At 72.8% G+C, this 17,527-nt stretch carries 15 protein-coding genes and 1 pseudogene; 11 read left to right on the top strand and 5 right to left on the bottom strand.

What is annotated here, in order from left to right:
• The first annotated feature begins 124 nt into the window (after nt 1-124).
• Nucleotides 125-919 (top strand): RNA polymerase sigma factor SigF, encoded by a 795-nt coding sequence (locus ACFYR3_RS06330; protein ID WP_355840310.1) that lies wholly within the window; start codon nt 125-127, stop codon nt 917-919.
• Nucleotides 920-955: 36 nt separating this feature from the next.
• On the opposite strand, the gene ACFYR3_RS06325 is transcribed toward ACFYR3_RS06330, so the two are convergent.
• On the bottom strand, nt 956-2,101 hold the full coding sequence (locus ACFYR3_RS06325; RefSeq protein ID WP_389281761.1) for a PAS domain-containing protein: 1,146 nt from the start codon (nt 2,099-2,101) through the stop codon (nt 956-958).
• A 169-nt stretch (nt 2,102-2,270) separates the two neighbouring features.
• Here ACFYR3_RS06325 and ACFYR3_RS06320 point away from each other — a divergent pair, with 169 nt between their 5' ends.
• The 4 genes from ACFYR3_RS06320 to ACFYR3_RS06305 all read left to right on the top strand — a co-directional run bounded on the left by ACFYR3_RS06320 (nt 2,271) and on the right by ACFYR3_RS06305 (nt 7,025).
• Complete coding sequence (locus ACFYR3_RS06320) at nt 2,271-2,996, top strand: ANTAR domain-containing response regulator (protein ID WP_389281759.1); 726 nt, start codon at nt 2,271-2,273, stop codon at nt 2,994-2,996.
• Between the two features lie 335 nt (nt 2,997-3,331).
• Complete coding sequence (locus ACFYR3_RS06315; RefSeq protein ID WP_389281757.1) at nt 3,332-4,411, top strand: hypothetical protein; 1,080 nt, start codon at nt 3,332-3,334, stop codon at nt 4,409-4,411.
• Nucleotides 4,412-4,695: 284 nt separating this feature from the next.
• Nucleotides 4,696-5,943 (top strand): aminotransferase class I/II-fold pyridoxal phosphate-dependent enzyme, encoded by a 1,248-nt coding sequence (locus ACFYR3_RS06310; protein WP_355840314.1) that lies wholly within the window; start codon nt 4,696-4,698, stop codon nt 5,941-5,943.
• Nucleotides 5,940-7,025, top strand: coding sequence for an MBL fold metallo-hydrolase (locus ACFYR3_RS06305; protein ID WP_389281755.1), 1,086 nt, complete (start codon nt 5,940-5,942; stop codon nt 7,023-7,025). Before ACFYR3_RS06310 ends, ACFYR3_RS06305 begins: the two co-directional genes overlap by 4 nt.
• An 8-nt stretch (nt 7,026-7,033) precedes the next feature.
• On the opposite strand, the gene ACFYR3_RS06300 is transcribed toward ACFYR3_RS06305, so the two are convergent.
• A complete protein-coding gene (locus tag ACFYR3_RS06300; RefSeq protein ID WP_355840358.1) occupies nt 7,034-7,660 on the bottom strand; it encodes a VTT domain-containing protein in 627 nt (208 codons plus the stop codon).
• Between the two features lie 68 nt (nt 7,661-7,728).
• The gene (locus tag ACFYR3_RS06295; RefSeq protein ID WP_355840315.1) at nt 7,729-8,502 is read right to left on the bottom strand and encodes an MBL fold metallo-hydrolase; all 774 of its coding nucleotides are present in this window, start codon (nt 8,500-8,502) and stop codon (nt 7,729-7,731) included.
• A gap of 178 nt (nt 8,503-8,680) precedes the next feature.
• Between ACFYR3_RS06295 and ACFYR3_RS06290 the strand changes: the two genes are divergently transcribed.
• The 5 genes and pseudogenes from ACFYR3_RS06290 (at nt 8,681) to dnaK (ending at nt 14,292) form a co-directional block, all read left to right on the top strand.
• Entirely contained in the window at nt 8,681-9,067 is a 387-nt protein-coding gene (locus ACFYR3_RS06290; RefSeq protein WP_355840359.1) for a hypothetical protein, read from the top strand.
• A gap of 233 nt (nt 9,068-9,300) precedes the next feature.
• Nucleotides 9,301-11,427, top strand: a complete 2,127-nt coding sequence (locus tag ACFYR3_RS06285; RefSeq protein WP_389282021.1) for an alkaline phosphatase family protein — start codon at nt 9,301-9,303, stop codon at nt 11,425-11,427.
• Nucleotides 11,428-11,478: 51 nt separating this feature from the next.
• Nucleotides 11,479-11,679, top strand: a pseudogene (locus tag ACFYR3_RS06280) (hypothetical protein); the annotation flags it as partial.
• A gap of 167 nt (nt 11,680-11,846) precedes the next feature.
• Nucleotides 11,847-12,272: an OsmC family protein gene (locus ACFYR3_RS06275; RefSeq protein WP_356782022.1), complete on the top strand. Its 426-nt coding sequence runs from the start codon at nt 11,847-11,849 to the stop codon at nt 12,270-12,272.
• Between the two features lie 142 nt (nt 12,273-12,414).
• On the top strand, nt 12,415-14,292 hold the full coding sequence (dnaK, locus tag ACFYR3_RS06270) for a molecular chaperone DnaK (RefSeq protein WP_389281752.1): 1,878 nt from the start codon (nt 12,415-12,417) through the stop codon (nt 14,290-14,292).
• 51 nt (nt 14,293-14,343) lie between these two features.
• Here dnaK and ACFYR3_RS06265 read toward each other — a convergent pair whose 3' ends face one another.
• Together ACFYR3_RS06265 and ACFYR3_RS06260 are read right to left on the bottom strand one after the other, a co-directional pair.
• Entirely contained in the window at nt 14,344-15,207 is an 864-nt protein-coding gene (locus ACFYR3_RS06265) for a helix-turn-helix transcriptional regulator (protein ID WP_355840317.1), read from the bottom strand.
• 199 nt (nt 15,208-15,406) lie between these two features.
• Nucleotides 15,407-16,243 carry a helix-turn-helix domain-containing protein gene (locus tag ACFYR3_RS06260; protein ID WP_389281750.1) on the bottom strand — a complete coding sequence of 279 codons (837 nt, stop codon included), beginning with the start codon at nt 16,241-16,243 and terminating at the stop codon, nt 15,407-15,409.
• A 27-nt stretch (nt 16,244-16,270) separates the two neighbouring features.
• Between ACFYR3_RS06260 and ACFYR3_RS06255 the strand changes: the two genes are divergently transcribed.
• Nucleotides 16,271-17,326, top strand: a complete 1,056-nt coding sequence (locus ACFYR3_RS06255) for an ADP-ribosylglycohydrolase family protein (RefSeq protein WP_389281748.1) — start codon at nt 16,271-16,273, stop codon at nt 17,324-17,326.
• Nucleotides 17,327-17,527: the final 201 nt, after the last annotated feature.

The raw sequence follows: 17,527 nt of genomic DNA, 5'->3' as shown, positions 1-17,527 counted from the left end.
TTCGGACAGGAGGCACGTCCGTGGGAGCGGCTATCCGCGCCATGGGTGTACCCGTCCGGCGTACGGGTGCGTTCCCACGATGACTGTCCATGACACGGCACCATCAAGGGAGTTGCGACGCATCATGCGAACTCAAGCGAGCGCGACGCACCATCCGCACGACGACGCCCCCGACACCGCGGAGGCATTCCGCAGGCTCGCCAGGCTCCCCCCGGGTCAGCAGCGCGACACTCTCCGTGCGGAGATCGTGGAGTCCTGGCTGCCGATGGCCGATCGGCTCGCGGGCCGTTTCCGCAGCCGCGGCGAGAACTACGAGGACCTGCGCCAGGTCGCGGCGCTCGGCCTGGTCAAGGCCGTCGACCGCTACGACCCCGAGCTCGGCAACGCCTTCGAGAGCTACGCGGTGCCGACGATCACCGGCGAGATCAAGCGTCATTTCCGCGACCACATGTGGACCCTGCACGTGCCGCGCCGGGTCCAGGACCTGCGCAACCGGGTCCGGTTCGCCAGCCAGGACCTGTCGCAGACCATCTCCGGCCGTAGGCCCACCGTCGCCGAGATCGCCGAGCACGCCCGGATGAGCGAGGAGGACGTCCTGGCGGGTCTGGAGGCCCTGGAGAGCTTCACCGCGCTCTCCCTGGACGCCGAACTGCCGGGCAGCGAGGACGGCTACTCCCTCAGCGATGCCCTCGGTTCGCCCGATCCGGCCCTCGACACCGTCATCGACCGCGAGGCCGTCAAGCCCCGGCTCCAGGCCCTGCCCGAACGCGAACGCGCCATCCTCTACATGCGGTTCTTCAGCGACATGACCCAGAGCCGGATCGCCGACGAGCTGGGCATCTCCCAGATGCACGTCTCCCGCCTCATCAGCCGCTGCTGCACCCAGCTGCGCGACCAGATCATGCGCGACGCGGCCTAGAGGCTGTCGTCCGGGGAGGCCGCGGGAGGGGTCGGCTCAGTCCGACCATGCCAGCCTCAGGGCGATGTGACGGGACATCAGGTCCATCGCCTGCGCCTCGGCCATCGAGAAGGCGGGTCGGCTCCCGCTCCTGAACAGCGTCAACACCCCGCGTACGGAACCGGATGCGCCGGGCAGCGGCACACACAGCAAGGACGTCACGTTGGCGCGGACGAGGACCGGGGCGCCCGAGGCGTCACGGCCGAAGGCGTCCGGGTCCTCGGGACGCACCTGAAGAGCCGTGGACCCGCCGCGTACCGCCTCGGCGACGACGGGGCACGCGGCGGGATCCTGCGCGGCCACGGCCGCCACCTCCTCGCCGCACCCGGACGGGCCGAGCACGGCCGTACGGGACAGCCGCCCGTCCCCGGTGTCGGCCACCACCCAGTCCGCGAACCGCCCGTGCAGCACTCCGGCCGCCCGGTCCAGCACCGCCGAACGGTCCCCGCCCGGACTCCCGAGCAGCGCCGTGGTCATGACGTCCACCAGATCCATCAGTGCCGCGTGCCGGGTGGTCGCGGACAGGCTGGGCACCGCTCGCCCCGGCGCACCTCGCCCCGAGGCATCCGGGGAGTGCGAAGGATTCCCCTCGTCCACCGGCTGGAGCACGACGAGTACGGCGGTCCGCGGCTCCCCGCTGGGCCGCAGCGCGACGAGCGTCGCCCGCACGGGCACCGACGGCTCCTGCTGGAGATGCACGGTGAGCCCGCGGTCGCCCTCGCCGCGGGCCACCGCCGCCGCCTGGGAGCGGAACGCGGCCCGGTCGGCGTGCGCGAGGAACCCGGTCAGCGGCCGGCCGGTGGCGTAACCGGCCCGGACACCGGTGAAGGAGGTCGCCGCGAAGTTCATCCGGCGCACCACACTCTCGCGGTCCACCAGCACGACCGGCGCCGGCACCCGCTGGAACAGCGCCTTCAGGAGCTGCTGCTCCTGGCGGTCCACGGAGCCGATCCCGGAGGGACCGGCCGCCGAAAGACGCTGGAACGCCGGCCACAACTGCTCCGCCACATGGTCGAGTTCGAAGATCGCCGCGTCGAGCACCGTCGGCAGTTCCTGGGCGGGCACGGAACGCGCCGCCTTCAACTCCGAGACGCGGCGCACGAAATCCGCGAGTTCTTCACCGAATTCGTCCGTCTGCGCCATGCGATGAACGTAACGCGGCAGGGGCGTGCCGCGGGCGGCGGGGGTGGAACCCGCGGGACTTGTCCGGCGCAGGTGAGGGCACTTGATTCCGGCCTGGGCGGGCGTGTTCGTTTTCGGCACGGATGAGCGGGAAGGTGGGAAGGCGGGAAGAAGGGAGGAGGAGCGAGTCATGCCGGAAACCGATCAACTCGGCCTTCTGGGACCGGAATCACCCGAGTCGGCGCTTCCCGGGAGGAGGCTCTCGGAACTCGCCGAGCAGGCCACGCGCTGCGTCACCGACTGCTGCGGCGCCAGCAGCCTGGTGTCCGAGGGCGGCACGGAGCGGCCCGCCGCGGTGACCCACCCCGACCTCGCCGGACTCGTCTCGGTACAACTGCGCTCCGGCGACGGGCCGATCCCGGCCGCTCTGGAACGCGGCGAACCCGTCGACTCGGCGGACCTGCTGGTCGAGGAGCGCTGGCCCGGCTACCGGGCCATGGCCCTCGACGCGGGGGTGCGCTCCAGCGTGACCATCCCCTTTCGCCGCTCCGGGCTGACCGTCACCCTCAGCCTCTACAGCTTCCGGCCCGGCACCCTCGAAGGAGCCCCGCACGGCGCCGCCCGCGCGCTCGGCGATCAGACCGCGACCTGCCTGGTCCGCGACCGTTCCTACCGCGCCGCACTCACCGAGCTCGACCAGTTGGGTGCCGCGCTGCGCTCCCGACCCGTCGTGGACCAGGCCTGCGGCATGCTGATGCACGTCCTGGGCTGTGACGCGGACCGGGCCTTCGCGGTCCTGCGCCGCATCTCCCAGGGCACCAACCGCAGACTGTCCGACGTCGCCGCGGCCGTCGTGGACAAGCGGGGACACGGACTGGAGAAGCACCTGGTGTCGTCCAGGCCGCCTGACGCCTGACGCCTGACGCCTGACGCCTGACGCCTGGCGGGCGGTGGGTGGCGTACGGACTGCGGCAGTGGGTGTCGTACGGCCGCGGGGGCGGCTGTCGTACGGGCCGCGGCGCCGGATGTCGTACGGGCAGGGGGTGGGGGTGGGTCTTGTACGGGGCGGCGGGTGCCGCGCCGTACGCAGGGGCCCGTCGCTGCCCCGCCCCGATGTCACCCGCTCGGGCCCCTGTTTTCCCGCGAATGGTGCCCGGCCGTTCGCGCCCGGCGGGACGGCGGGCTCTGATGGGCCCGAGGGACACGACGGCCGTGGCTCTCGGACCGCAGCCCGCCGAAGGAGCCCCGCTCATGCGCCGTACCGCCCGTGTCCTGTACGCCACCGCCCTGGCCGGCGCCGCCCTGGGCGCCGCCGCGTCGGGCGCGTCCGCGGATCCGGCCGCGGAGGTCAGCCCGGGATCCGTCGAACCCGGCGGCACCGTCACCATCACGGTCAACTGCGACACTGTCGGGGGGACCCCGCCCGACTTCATCGACGCCAGCTCCCAGGGTTTCCAGGAGGGCAAGGTCCAGCTGCACCGCGTCGAGGGCACCGACTCCAGCGCCGCCGACGCCGCCTCCTACAGAGGGACCGCCCACATTTCGTCCGGCGAGTCCGGCGCGGCCCCCGACACGGCCTCGGACTCCGGCACGGCGGGGTCCGACGCGGGGCGCGGATCCGCCGGAGTGAGCCCCGGTACGACGGGTCCCGGCACGTCGGGCGCCTCCGACGCGAAGAATCCCGACGCCGCGAGCGCGGAAGCGGTGAGCCCCGCCCCCAGGAGCGCGGACACCGTCGCGCCCGATGCCCTGGCACCCGCTCCCGTCGCCGGCGACCCTGTGGTCCCCGACCCGCTGACCCCCGACGCCGTGGGTCCGGAGACCGTCGGTCCGGACACCGTTGGCCCGGATGACGTGGGGCCGGACACGGTAGGTCCCGACACGGTGGGCCCGGATTCCGTGGGTCCCGACACCGCGGCTCCCGACACCGCGGTTCCCGACACGGCGGGCCCCGACAAGGTGGGCCCGGATTCCGGTGGCGCCGACGGGCCATGGAACGTGGACGGCGTCTGTCCCGCGCCGGCCGGCGGTCAGGGGAAACAGTGGACCGCCTCGTACTCCGTGGCCCGGGGTGCCACGGCGACGCGCGGCCCCGACAGCGGGACCGGCTCCGACCGCGGCACGGGCACGGGCTCCGGTGAGCGTCCGCCGACCGTCCAGGGTGGCGTGCAAGCCGGTGAGGGCGGTGTGTTCACCGACTCTGTGCCGGCTCTGATCGCCGGCAGCGTGCTGATCGCAGGGGCCGTGGGCGCGGCCGCGTACCGGCTGAACCGGCTGAACCGGCTGAACCGGCTGAACCGGCTGAATCGGGTGCGCCGGCGGCGGGCGTAGAGGGGGGAGGCACGTGACGGTCGGCGGCGCGGCAGGTGACGATGTGACGGGCACTCTCCCGAGAGCGCTCACGAGACACCTCCCGAGCCCATTTCCGAGAGACCTCACGAGAGACCTCGCGAGAGCATTCATGGGACGGTATGCCTCTGCGTACTGAGCGGCCCACGGCGCGAGCCGGCGAGTCGCGCGAGGTGAGCTGTACGAGGGGACGAAGGCACCCGGAACCGTACGGACGAGCAGGCTCCGGAATAGGGAACGGCGGTACCCACGGTACGGAGGCAGGTATGCGGCGGACGGCCCCGGAAGGCCATGGACCGGTCCGGTACGGGCCGCCGCTGCCGGACCAGGGCCTGCCCGTGCTGCCGGAACTCCGCTCCGCGCTGGCCGCCGCCGCGGACCGCTCCGACGCCGAGTTCTTCGGCGGCGGCCCCGCGCTCCTCGACGCCGCCCGCGGCTACTGGACCCGGCGCGGACTGCCCGCCTCACCCGATCGGGTGGTGGCTGCCCCCGGAGCCCCCGCACTGCTGGTGGCGCTGACCGCGGCACTCGGCGGCGATGTCCTCGCGCCCCGCCCGTGTGCCGCCTGGTGGGCGCCGCAGGCACGCCTGCTGGGCAGATCCGTGTTCCATGTGGCGACGCCCGCCGAATGCGGTGGCGTCCCCGATCCGTACGCCCTCCTGGAGACCGTCCGCAGGGTCCGCGCGGAGGGCGGCGACCCGCGCCTGCTCCTGCTGTCCGTGGCCGACGACCCGACCGCCACCGTCGCACCGCCCGAGGTGGTGCACGAGGCCGTGGAGGCCGCGGCGGGCGAGGGACTGCACATCGTCAGCGACGAGACCTGGCGCGACACCCTGCACCGGCCGCACGACACCGTGCTGCTCAGCCCCGCCGAGATGCTCCCCGACGACGTCACCGTGATCACCGACCTCGCGGGCGCCTTCCTGCCGCAGGGCTGGCCGGCCGCCGTCGCCCGCTTCCCCGACAACGACGCGGGTGCTCTGCTGCGTTCGCGTGTCCTCGACGTGCTCACCGCACTCGGCGCGCGCGTCGCCGAACCGGTCGCCGCGGCGGCCGCGTACGCGCTCGGCGAGCCCGCCGCGATCACCGAACGGCTCACCGCCGCCGTACGTCTGCACGCGCGCGTCGCCGATGCCGCGCAGCGCGCGGTGGGCACCGCGGGTGCCGTCGCGCGCCCCCCGCAGGCCGGCCGGCACCTGTACGTCGACCTCGGCCCGCTCCGCTCCGCCCTCGGCGCGCACGGCGTCGGCGACGCCCAGGACCTGGAGGACTACCTCTCCGCCCGGCTCGGCATGCCCGCGCCGGGCGGACACCGCTTCGGCGACGACCTCGCCGCGCTCCGGGTGCGCCTCGGCACCGGGGCGCTGCTCGGCTCGACTGACGCGGAGCGGGAGGAATCGCTCACCTCCCCGTCGCCACTTGAACTGCCGCATGTGCGCAGCGCGTTGACCCTGTTGGGGTCGGCCTTCGACGATCTCCGCGACGACGCTCAGCGACGGGAGTCTCCTCGATGACGCAGCAGTCCGAGTCGACCACGAGCACGACGACCCAGGACACCGACGATCCCGCGCCCCCACCTGCCCCGGCGTCGGCGCCGGGGCACCCCACCGTCCTCCCTCCCTCTCCTCCTCCCCTCGCCGAGCCCCGCCCGCTCGGCGAGCGGCGTGTCTGGCCGCGGTCCTTCGTGGACCGGCTGACCGCGCCGCTGCCTGGGCTCCGAGCCTTCGCACGGTTCGCCCGTGAGGGCGCCCTGCGGCCGGGCGCCGAAGGGCTCGCCGACATCCCGCTGCTGCCCTTCGAGCCGGGACCGCTGCCCCGCGTGGACGCCCGTACGGTCGCCGTCTCGTGGGCGGGGCACGCGAGTTGGGTGATCCGGATCGGCGGGCTGACCGTCCTCACCGACCCGGTCTGGTCCCGCAGGATCATGGGAACTCCGGCCCGCGTCACCCCGGTCGGCGTGGCCTGGAGCGTGCTGCCGCGTGTCGACGCGGTCGTCATCAGCCACAACCACTACGACCATCTGGACGCACCGACGCTGCGCCGACTCCCGCGCGACACACCGGTGTTCGTACCCGCGGGACTCGGACGCTGGTTCAGACGCCGCCGGTTCACCCGGATCACCGAGCTGGACTGGTGGGAGGCGGCCCAACTCGGCGGCGTCCGACTCGACTTCGTCCCCGCCCACCACTGGTCCAAGCGCACCCTCACCGACACCTGTCGTTCCCTGTGGGGCGGCTGGGTTCTCACGGCGCCCGAGGGACAGCGCGTGTACTTCGCGGGCGACACCGGATACGGCCACTGGTTCGGCGGCATCGGGCAGCGCCACCCGGGGATCGACCTCGCCCTCCTGCCCATCGGGGCGTACGACCCCCGGTGGTGGCTGAGTGATGTGCACTGCGACCCGGAAGAGGCGGTGCGGGCGGCCGTCGACCTCCGCGCGCGGCGGATGGCGCCGATGCACTGGGGCACGTTCGTGCTCTCGGCGGAACCGGTGCTCGAGCCCCTGCGGCGGGTGCGGGCCGCCTGGGAGCGGGCGGGCCTGGCCCGGGAGAACCTGTGGGACCTGGCGGTGGGAGGCTCCCGGGTACTGGAGTGACCGCGTCCCTACGACGATGTCCTGCGGAACCTGCGCCAGACACTCGGCGCCGCGCTGATCGCGAGGGTCAGGGCCACCGCCGCCACCACGCCCTCCCACGGCTCGGGGAAGAGCGAGCCGCCGAGGATGCCGATGATCTGGTAGGTGGCCGCCCACGCGAGACATGCCGGGATGTCTCCGCGGGCGAAGACGCGCATCGGCATCTTCGCCATCAGACAGGCCAGCATCACCGGAATGCGGCCCGCCGGAACGAGGCGGGACAGGACGAGGACCGCGATGCCGTGCTCGGCGAGCTTTTGCTGCGCCCGGGCGAGCCGGTCCTCGGGCGCGCGCTCCCGGATCGCCTCCAGCCAGCGTGACCCGTTCTTGGAGCCCATGCCGCGCCGGCCCAGCCAGTACAGCGATATGTCGCCGAGGAACGCGGCGACCGAGGACACGAGGAACACCATCAGCAGCGCGAAGGGCGACGTCGACGTCTGATGGAAGGCCACCACCGCCGCCGAACTGACCAGCGCACCCGTCGGAACCACCGGTACCAGCGCACCGATCAGCACCAGCAGGAACAGGGACGGATACCCGATGGCCTGCTGAGTGGACTCCGGCGGCACGGCCGGGGCCGTGGCGGCCAGGAACATCACTGGAGCGGAGCCCTCGACCGACTGGAGGAGCGAGGGGACCGCCGCCCCCGCGGCGGACCAGTGGATCACCGAGCGGCCTCCGGACGTACGCTCTCGCCGTGCCCCAGCAGGTGCACCGCCACCTGGGGCGCACGCTCGGCGGCCAGGCGCACGAACTCCTCACCCGGCGCATGGAATTCATGGGGGCGCACGGCATCCATCCCGATGGGCCAGAACGTGCCGTAGTGCACCGGCACAGCGCTGCGCGGCCGCAACGCGGCGAGCGCCTCGGCGGCGCGGCCCGCGTCGAGATGCCCCTCCCCGAGATACGGACCCCAGCCGCCCACCGGCAGCAGTGCCACGTCGACCGCTCCGACCTCTTCGGCCATCGACGCGAACAGTCCCGTGTCCCCGGCGAAGTACGTCCGCGCCTCGCCCTCGACCACGTACCCCACGGCGGGGGAGCGGTGCGGTCCGATCGGCAGCCGCCGTCCGTCGTGCCGCGCGGGAACCGTGCGTACGACCAGGTCACCGACCCGGGTGCGATCACCGGGCGCGACCTCGGTGAGCCGCAGATGGACCAGCCTGCGCAGTCCGGGCACCGAGCGCGGGGCGCCCCGCGGCACGAGCAGTCGGGTGCCCGGAGCCAGCCGCGCCAGCGACGGCAGATGCAGATGGTCGGCGTGCAGATGGGAGACGAGTGCCACGTCGGCGACCGCCGCCGGGGGAGGGGGCGGCGCCCCGCGCCTGCGCCGCAGGTGTGCGAGCCGGCGCGCGAAGAGGGGATCGGTGAGCACGCGTGTACCGGAGTCCTCCAGCGTGCAGGTGGCGTGCCCCCACCAGGTGATCTCCACCGGCACCTCTTTGCCTCCTTCGCACGACTCCCCCCGAGCCTACGGGCAGGAGTAGGGTCTGCGGCGAAACCCGGAGGTGAGGGGGGACGCCATGAGAGACGCACGCGCTGCCTCCGCCACGCACGCCCTCAAGCGCTCGCACGAGTGGAGCGGCCCCGCGCCGCGGCCCCCGTCGCTTCGCGTCATGGCGATCGCGAGCCTGACACCTCTGGAGGAACTCGAAGCGGACCCCTTCCTCGTCGACTCCCGCAGCCAGCACGCGATGTGCGCCCGCTGGGCCGCCGAGCACGGCTACGTCGTCACCCGGGAACTTCTCGTGCGCGCTCTGCGCCCCGACCACCGCAGCCTGTGGGCGGACGTCGAGGCCGGCCTCGTGGATCTGTTCGTCGCGCCCAGCCGCCGGGTGCTGGAGCGCGCCCTCGCCTCGGTCGAGGAGTTCACCGCCGAGTGCGTACGCCGCGGCGTACGCGTCGAGACGGTGGGCACCGCCGAACCGTCGTACGACGCCCAGATGAAGGCCAGGGTCCACCGCCGCCTGTCGATGCCGACGGCCGGCTACGACGGCCGTTGATCTCTCCCCCGGGGAGGCACCCGGGGGAAGCCCCGAGGAAGCACTCACGGAAGCCTCAAGGGAAGCCCCCCGGGGGACTCCCCGCGGCTTTTGGGGACTTCTGGGGATCTCCGGCCGTTGTGACAGGGTGGGAGCAGGCCGCGCGGACCGGGCGGGCCGGGACGTGAGGTGGACTGGGCGTGGACGGAGGACGTTGGCGGCGCGTCGCCGGCGCGGCGGGGCGGAGTATCACGGTGTGGGCCGTGTCCACGGTCACGATGCTCGTCCTCGCCGGTCTGCTGCCCGATTTCCGGCTGCAGTCGGACAGCGGGGACAGTGCGACCCGGATCGCCGTCACCGCGGCGGCCGGCGCGGGCGTCTTCGGCCTTCTGTCGTCGCTGGTGTGGCCTCTCCTCGTACGGGCCCTGCTGCTCGTCCCCGCCCTGGTGCTCGGCCTGCTCGTCTTCTTCCTGAACGGCTCGCTGCTGCTGATCGCCCTGCGGCTCAACCCCTCCGGGCACGGTGAGGCGGCCCCCGAGACCGCCGTGGTCGTGGCCGCCGTGATGTCCGCCGTCGCCTCGGCCACCGGCGGCGCCCTCGCCGTGCGGGACGACGACGCGTACCGTCGCCGGCTCTACCGGCTCGCCGACCGCCGCCGCCGGCGCTCCGGCGGGCAGCCCGGTCCCTCGACGCACGGTGCCGTCTTCCTCCAGCTCGACGGGGTCGGACACGACGTGCTGAGGGAGGCGATCGGCAAGGGGCTGATGCCGACCGCGGCCCGATGGCTGGGCGGTACCCGTTCCACCCACCGGCTCACCCCGTGGCGCACCGACTGGTCCAGTCAGACCGGCGCCAGCCAGCTGGGCATCCTGCACGGCACCAACCACGACGTCCCGGCCTTCCGGTGGTACGAGAAGGACACGCAGGAGGTCATGGTCTGCAACCGGCCGACCAGCGCTGCGGAACTGCAGCGCCGGGCCGTCGCGCGCACCGGTGACGGCGGACTGCTCACCGTCGACGGCGCGAGCCGCGGCAACCTCTTCAGCGGCGGCGCCGACGAGCTCGCCCTCGTGCTGTCCGTGGCCGCGCGCAGGGGGCGGGACAACCGCTCACGGGCGGGCTACTTCGCGTACTTCTCCGACCCCGCCAACGCCGTCCGTACGGCGATGTCGTTCGTCGCCGAGGTCTTCAGGGAGACGGGCCAGTCCATTTGGGCCCGGATCGAGCAGCGACGGCCCCGGGTCAAACGCGGCGGGCTGTACCCGTTCATCCGCGCCTTCGCGACCGTCGTCGAGCGGGACGTCGTGGTCGCCGCGGTGATCGGCGACATGCTCGCCGGGCGCAACGCGGTCTACGCGGACCTGGTGGCGTACGACGAAGTGGCACACCACTCCGGGCCGCGGAGCCGGGACGCCGAGAAGATCCTGGAGCGGCTCGACCGGTCGCTCGCGCTGATCGAGAAGGTCGCCGAGCACGCCCCGCGGCCGTACCGGATCGTCGTGCTCTCCGACCACGGTCAGAGCCCTGGGGAAACCTTCCTCACCCGCTACGGCCTCAGCCTCGGCAATCTGGTGCGAGCCGGCTGCGGGCTGCCCGTGCCCCGCAGAGCCCGGCACACCCACAGCGGTGCCGAGGCACGGACCGCCGTACGAGCCGCGCTGCGCAGGCCGGTCGAGGAGCGCGAGGAGCGGCGCGGACCGTCGGGGCGCCGCTCCGAGCCCCTCGTCCTGGCCTCCGGCAACCTCGGTCTCGTCTCCTTCCCCGACGTGCCGCACCGGATGAGCCGGGAGGAGATCGACCGCCGCCATCCCGCGCTGCTGTCCACGCTCGCCAACCACCCCGGCGTCGGCTTCCTCCTGGTCCGCAGCGAGGGGCACGGCGGCCTCGTGCTCGGCGCGCACGGCGTCGAGGTGCCGGTGGACCGCCTCGACGACGAACACCCGGGCCCACTGGCCGACTTCGGCCCCGGCGCCGCCGACGCCGTGCGGCGCACGCACTCCTTCCTGCACGCCGCGGACATCATGGTCAACTCCTGGTACGACCCCGCCGAGGGCGAAGTCCTCGCCTTCGAGGAGCAGATCGGCTCGCACGGCGGGCTCGGCGGCGCCCAGGGGCGGCCCTTCCTGCTCTCCCCGGTGGCCCTGTCCACACCGGTCGGCACGGACACCGAACTCGCCGGCACGGACACCGAACTCGCCGGCACGGACACCGAACTCGCCGGCACGGACACCGAACTCGCCGACTCGGACACTGAACTCGTCGGCGCGGACGCTGAACTCGTCGGCGCGGAGCGGGTGCACGACGTGCTGCGACGCTGGCTGCGCGAGTGCGACGGCCCTCAAGTACCGCTGCCGGCCCGCCCGGACGAGCAGGCCGCCTGAGCGGGACCCTCCCCGGTGGCCCGGTGGCCCGGTGGCCCGGTGGCCCGGTGGCCCGGTGGCGGCGGCACCGTGCTGCAGCCGGGCATCGACCTGCTGCACCGCGCCGACGACTCCCCGCCGGGCGCGCCCGTCCTGGTGATCACGGACGGATACTGCGACGTTCTGCGGGTGCGACGCGAGCACGCCTACCTGATCCCGCGGAGCGCGCGGCTCCCGTTCACCGCGCGGGGACCGGTCTTCCGGGTGACCTGACACCCCGTCCACGGTGCGTCAGCAGGCCTCTCCCCGGGCCTCGTCGGGGAAAATCACGGACACGCCCCGGCAGGTCGCCGCCCGATCCGCGGGGTGCACCGGGCCCAGGTGTGATCGGATGGGGGACACGGACCCCGGCAACGGGACCACACCCGAAAGGAATCATCGTGGCAACCACGCGCACCGCACACACCGTGTGGGAAGGCAACCTGCTCGAGGGCAACGGCGTCGTCACCTTCGACTCCTCCGGCATCGGCCAGCAGCCGGTGACGTGGGCGTCGCGGGCCCAGGACGCGAACGGCAAAACCAGCCCCGAGGAACTGATCGCGGCCGCCCACTCCAGCTGCTTCTCGATGGCGCTGTCGCACGCCCTCGCGGGTGCCGGCACCCCGCCCACCAAGCTCCTCACCAACGCCGACGTCACCTTCCAGCCCGGCGAGGGCATCACCGGCATCCACCTCACCGTCGAGGGCACGGTTCCGGGCATCGACAACGACGCCTTCGTCGCCGCGGCCGAGGACGCCAAGAAGAACTGCCCGGTCAGCCAGGCCCTGACCGGCACGACGATCACCCTGTCGGCGAAGCTCGCCTGACGTTCGTACGCCGATGCCGCGTCCTCCCCGTGGGGGCGCGGCATCGGCGTGTCCGCCCCGCCGGGCCGTCCGCGCCATTGACAAGCGGTAACGCGCGTCTTGTGCTTGAGGGCGGGCAGAGCCCTGGCGGAAGGGGACGGACATGGCACGTGCGGTCGGAATCGATCTCGGTACGACGAACTCGGTGGTGGCCGTACTGGAAGGGGGTGAGGCGACGGTCGTCGCCAACGCCGAGGGAGCGCGCACCACGCCCTCGGTGGTGGCCTTCGCCAAGAACGGCGAGGTGCTGGTCGGCGAGGTCGCCAAACGGCAGGCCGTGACGAACGTGGAGCGCACCGCGCGGTCCGTGAAACGGTACATGGGCGATGTGACCTGGCGGTTTCCCGAGAAAGGCACCATCGACGGCACCCGCTACCGTGCGCAGGAGCTCTCCGCGCGCGTGCTGCAGAAACTGAAGCGGGACGCCGAGGCCTATCTCGGCGAGGACGTCACGGACGCCGTGATCACCGTGCCCGCCTACTTCGACGACGCGCAGCGCCAGGCCACCAAGGAGGCGGGCGAGATCGCGGGCCTGAAGGTCCTGCGCATCATCAACGAGCCGACCGCCGCCGCCCTGGCCTACGGGCTCGACCGCGGCGAGGAGCAGACCGTCCTCGTCTTCGACCTGGGCGGTGGCACCTTCGACGTCTCTCTCCTGGAGATCGGCGACGGCGTCATCGAGGTCAAGGCGACCAACGGGGACACCCGGCTCGGCGGCGACGACTGGGACCAGCGGATCCTCGAACACCTCGCGCAGCGCTTCAAGGCCGCGCACGGCATCGATCTCGGCCACGACAAGATGGCGCTGCAACGGCTGCGCGAGGGTGCCGAGAAGGCCAAGATCGAGCTGTCCTCGGCCACCGAGACCAACGTCAACCTGCCCTACATCACCGCCACCGCCGAAGGCCCTCTGCACCTCGACGAAAAGCTGACGCGCGCTCAGTTCCAGGAACTCACGGCCGACTTGCTCGACCGTTGCAAGACCCCCTTCCACCAGGCCGTCAAGGACGCCGGTGTGAAGCTGTCCGCCGTCGACCACGTCATCCTGGTCGGCGGGTCCACCCGGATGCCGGCCGTCACCGACCTGGTGAAGGAACTCACCGGCAAGGACCCGCACAAGGGCGTCAACCCGGACGAGGTCGTCGCCGTCGGCGCCGGACTCCAGGCCGGTGTGATCCGGGGGGACGTGAAGGACGTGCTGCTCCTCGACGTCACCCCGCTGTCCCTCGGCATCGAGACCAAGGGCGGCATCATGACCACGCTCATCGAGCGCAACACCACGATTCCCACGCGGCGTTCGGAGATCTTCACGACGGCCGCCGACAACCAGCCCTCGGTCGGCATCCAGGTCTACCAGGGCGAGCGCGAGATCGCCGCGTACAACAAGAAGCTCGGCGTCTTCGACCTCACCGGTCTGCCGCCCGCGCCGCGCGGGGTCCCGCAGATCGAGGTCGCCTTCGACATCGACGCCAACGGGATCATGCACGTCTCGGCGAAGGACCTGGCCACCGGGCGCGAGCAGAAGATGACCGTCACCGGCGGCTCGGCGCTGGCCAAGAACGACATCGACCGCATGATGCGCGAGGCCGAGCAGTACGCCGAGGAGGACCGGCGCCGCCGGGAAGCGGCCGAGACCCGCAACCACGGCGAGCAACTCGTCTACCAGACGGAGAAGTTCGTCCGCGAGAACGACGAGCGCGTCCCCGCCGACACGAAGACCGAGGTCGTCGCGGCCGCCGCCGAACTGAAACGGCTCCTGGAGGACTCCTCCACCGACACAGCCGCCCTGCGCGGCGCCATCGAGAAACTGGCCACCGTCAGCCAGCAGATGGGCCAGGCCATGTACGCCCGGGCCCAGCAGCAGACACCCCCGGAGGGCCAGCCGCCCACCGAGCACGCCCCGGGCGAGGACGAGGGCGTGGTGGACGCGGAGATCGTGGACGAGGACCTGGACGGCCACCCGAAGGACGGGGCCGCCTAGGCGTATCGATCCGCCGCCCGCGGAGCGGGGATGTCCGGTCCGGGAGCCCGCTCAGTAACGCTCGCGGAACTCCTGGAGGATCTCCTTGGTGCGCTGGGCGGAGGCGGAGTGGGCCGACATGTGGTCCAGCACCTCCAGGTGCAGGGCCACCTCCTCGCGCGCGTCGAGGTAGAGGGCGCCGGTCACGTACTCGCTGTAGACGATGTCCGGCAGCTCCCGCTCGGCGAAGCGGAACAGCGCGAAGGAGGTGTACGTCCCCGGGTGCGGGCCGGCTGCGAACTCGGCAACCTGGAGCGTGACGTGATCGAGCTCGACCCATTCGAGGAGCCGGTCCATCTGGTCGCGCATGACCTCACCGTGGATGCTCACCGGACGCAGCAACGCCGTCTCGTCCATGATCACCCAGAGGTGGGGAGGGTTCTCGCGGGTGAGCAGCGCCTGCCGCTTCATGCGCAGCGCCACATGCCGATCGATGGCCTCGGGGCCCGTCTGCCCGACCGTCCCGGCCTCCAGCACGGCCCGCGCGTACTCCTCGGTCTGCAACAGCCCCGGCACGAAGTGCGGTTCGTACGAGCGGATCAGCTGGGCGGCGCCCTCCAGGCTGACGTGCATGCTGAACCAGTCCGGCAGCACGTCGTGGTACCGCTGCCACCAGCCCGGCTCGTTTGCCTCCTCGGCCAGCGCCACGAAGACGTCCGCCTCGTCGTCGGCCACACCGTACGTCGTCAACAGCACCTGCACGTAGGGGATCTTGAGGGCGACCTCGGCCATCTCCATCCGCCGCACGGTCGCCGGCGCGACCCGCAGGACACGCGCCGCCTCTTCCCGCTTCAGGCCCGCGGCCTCGCGCAGCTCCTGCAGCCGTCGCCCCAGAACCACCTGCCCCACCGTGGGCGCTGGTCGCCGCTCACTCACGCCACGCCTCCCCACGCGCCGAAGTATGCGTGCAGTGTGCCACGCCTGTGGAGAACCATCAGAGGTTGGCCCCAACACAACGACACCCAGGCCGATTTGGGGCACCGAACGCCTGATGTGTACCGCACTCCGCAGCCGGCCCCACGAGTGCGGCGGAGCCGTTCGGCGCCGCCGACGCGAGACCGCCGCTGACCGACCATCACGAATGCGGTGAATGAAGGTACTTGGCCGTAGCCGGGTCCGCCGGGAGGAGCGTCTCGATGGCCAGCTCGGCGACCGTCACGTCCATCGGGGTGTTGAACGTCGAGATGGTCGAGATGAACGACAGCACCCGGCCCTCGTGCTCGATCCGCAGCGGGAGCGCGAAGCGGGGTGCGGGGCCGAGAGGCTCGTCGTCCTCGGATGCGTCCCGGTCCGGGACCGGATACGCCGCCACCTCCTCGTACAGCGCGCGCAGCGGCCGCGAACGGCGCAGCGCGACCTGCCGGTCCATCTGGGCGAGCAGATGGTCCCGCCACGCCCGCAGATTGCGGATGCGCGGCGCCAGCCCCTCCGGGTGGAGGGTCAGCCGCATCGCGTTCAGCGGCGGCACGAGGAGTCGTTCCGGGACACCCTCCAGCAGCATGGCGATGCCGCTGTTCGCGGCCAGAACGTCGTACGTCGCGTCGACCACCAGCGCCGGATACGGCTCGTGGCCCCGGATCAGCCCCTCCATGCCCTCGCGCAGCGCGTCCATCGAGGGGTCGTCGAGCGGGGTCTCCGGATAGCGCGGGGCGTAACCGGCCGCGAGCAGCAGCGCGTTGCGCTCCCGCACCGGCACGTCGAGGTGTTCGGCGAGCCGCAGCACCATCTCCTCGCTGGGGCGGGAGCGGCCCGTCTCGACGAAGCTGATGTGACGGGCCGAGGAGCCCGCCCGCAGCGCCAGCTCCAGCTGACTCACCCGCCGCTCCTCCCGCCAGCCGCGCAGCAGCGGCCCGACCCCCTTCTCTGCGGAGGCACTTGAGACGGCGGCGGGACGGGGCGGGACAATGCGCATACGAGGACCGTAGTCGAGGAGTGGCACGTGGACGACTTGTGGAACCTGTCGTGGGAGGCGGAGGCCCTTTACCGGGCACGCGTCCGCGGCTGTCTGCTGGGCGGCGCGCTCGGCTACCCCGTCGAGTTCGACTCACTGGACCGGATCCGCGCCGCGCACGGACCGCGCGGGGTGAGCGGACCCGTCCCCGACGCCGACGGGGTGGTGGGCCGGATCAGCGACGACACCCAGATGACCCTGTTCACGGTGGAGGGCCTCCGACAGGCGCACGCACGCGAGCGGCTGAAGGGCATCGGGGGCGGCTGGTCACGGCTGGTGCGGTGGGCGTACGGGCGATGGCTGGACACGCAGAACGCGCCCGGACCCGGCCCGGACGTCCACGGCGGACTCGCCGCGCAGAGCTGGCTGTACGCCCGCCGGGCGCCCGGCAACGCGTGCCTCACCGGGCTCCAGCAGGACCATTTCCCCGACCCGACGAGCGAGCTGGGGCCACCCGGACCCGTCAACCCGGACTCCAAGGGCTGCGGCGCGGTCATGCGCTCGGCGCCCTTCGGGCTCGCCCGCACCCCGGCCGGGACCGTGTTCGGCATGGCCGCCCGCTGCGCCCAGATGACCCACGGCCACCCCACGGGGTACTACGCCTCCGGCGCCCTCGCCGCCATCGTCGCCCACCTCGTCTCCGGGGACTCCCTGGAGGGCGCCGTCCTGCGCACGCTGCGGCTGCTCGCCCGCCATCCCGGGCACGAGGAGACCACGGCCGCCCTGAACCGCGCCCTCGACCTCGCCTCGGAAGGCGCTCCGACCGCCGAGAAGGTCGAGTCCCTCGGCGCCGGCTGGATCGCCGAGGAGGCCCTGGCCATGGCCGTCTACTGCGCCCTCGCCGTGCCCCGGGTCACCGACGCCCTGCTCCTGTCCGTGAACCACTCCGGCGACAGCGATTCCACCGGCGCCATCTGCGGCAACCTCCTCGGCGCCCGGCACGGCGACCACCGTCTCCCCCAGGAGTGGCTGGAACACATCGAGGGCCGCTCGACGATCACACTCCTGGCGGACGACTTCGCGACGGAGTGCGTACGACGGTGAGCCCCGGGGCGGCGGGGACCGCCCCGCCCACGCCGCCGGACGAGGGTGCGCGTCGCCCATCCCGCCACCGACGAGTCACCCGGCAGAGCCGCCCGAGAGTCCCCGGGCCGGGCGGCCGGCCAGTCCCCCCGGGCCGGGCAGTCGGGCGGCCCCTCGCCGGGCAGCCCACTAGTCACCCGGGTCGTACCTTCGGCGAGGCAA

It is taken from the genome of Streptomyces sp. NPDC005784, assembly GCF_042871525.1.
Lineage (GTDB): Bacteria > Actinomycetota > Actinomycetes > Streptomycetales > Streptomycetaceae > Streptomyces.
Note: the sequence above shows the minus strand (reverse complement) of the source record. Positions and strands in the feature narration are given on the sequence as shown.

Coding starts and splice junctions, on each gene's coding strand:
- ACFYR3_RS06330 (WP_355840310.1), top strand. CDS start 125: ATGCGAACTCAAGCGAGCGCGACGCACCATCCGCACGACGACGCCCCC.
- ACFYR3_RS06325 (WP_389281761.1), bottom strand. CDS start 2,101: ATGGCGCAGACGGACGAATTCGGTGAAGAACTCGCGGATTTCGTGCGC.
- ACFYR3_RS06320 (WP_389281759.1), top strand. CDS start 2,271: ATGCCGGAAACCGATCAACTCGGCCTTCTGGGACCGGAATCACCCGAG.
- ACFYR3_RS06315 (WP_389281757.1), top strand. CDS start 3,332: ATGCGCCGTACCGCCCGTGTCCTGTACGCCACCGCCCTGGCCGGCGCC.
- ACFYR3_RS06310 (WP_355840314.1), top strand. CDS start 4,696: ATGCGGCGGACGGCCCCGGAAGGCCATGGACCGGTCCGGTACGGGCCG.
- ACFYR3_RS06305 (WP_389281755.1), top strand. CDS start 5,940: ATGACGCAGCAGTCCGAGTCGACCACGAGCACGACGACCCAGGACACC.
- ACFYR3_RS06300 (WP_355840358.1), bottom strand. CDS start 7,660: ATGTTCCTGGCCGCCACGGCCCCGGCCGTGCCGCCGGAGTCCACTCAG.
- ACFYR3_RS06290 (WP_355840359.1), top strand. CDS start 8,681: ATGGCGATCGCGAGCCTGACACCTCTGGAGGAACTCGAAGCGGACCCC.
- dnaK (WP_389281752.1), top strand. CDS start 12,415: ATGGCACGTGCGGTCGGAATCGATCTCGGTACGACGAACTCGGTGGTG.
- ACFYR3_RS06260 (WP_389281750.1), bottom strand. CDS start 16,243: ATGCGCATTGTCCCGCCCCGTCCCGCCGCCGTCTCAAGTGCCTCCGCA.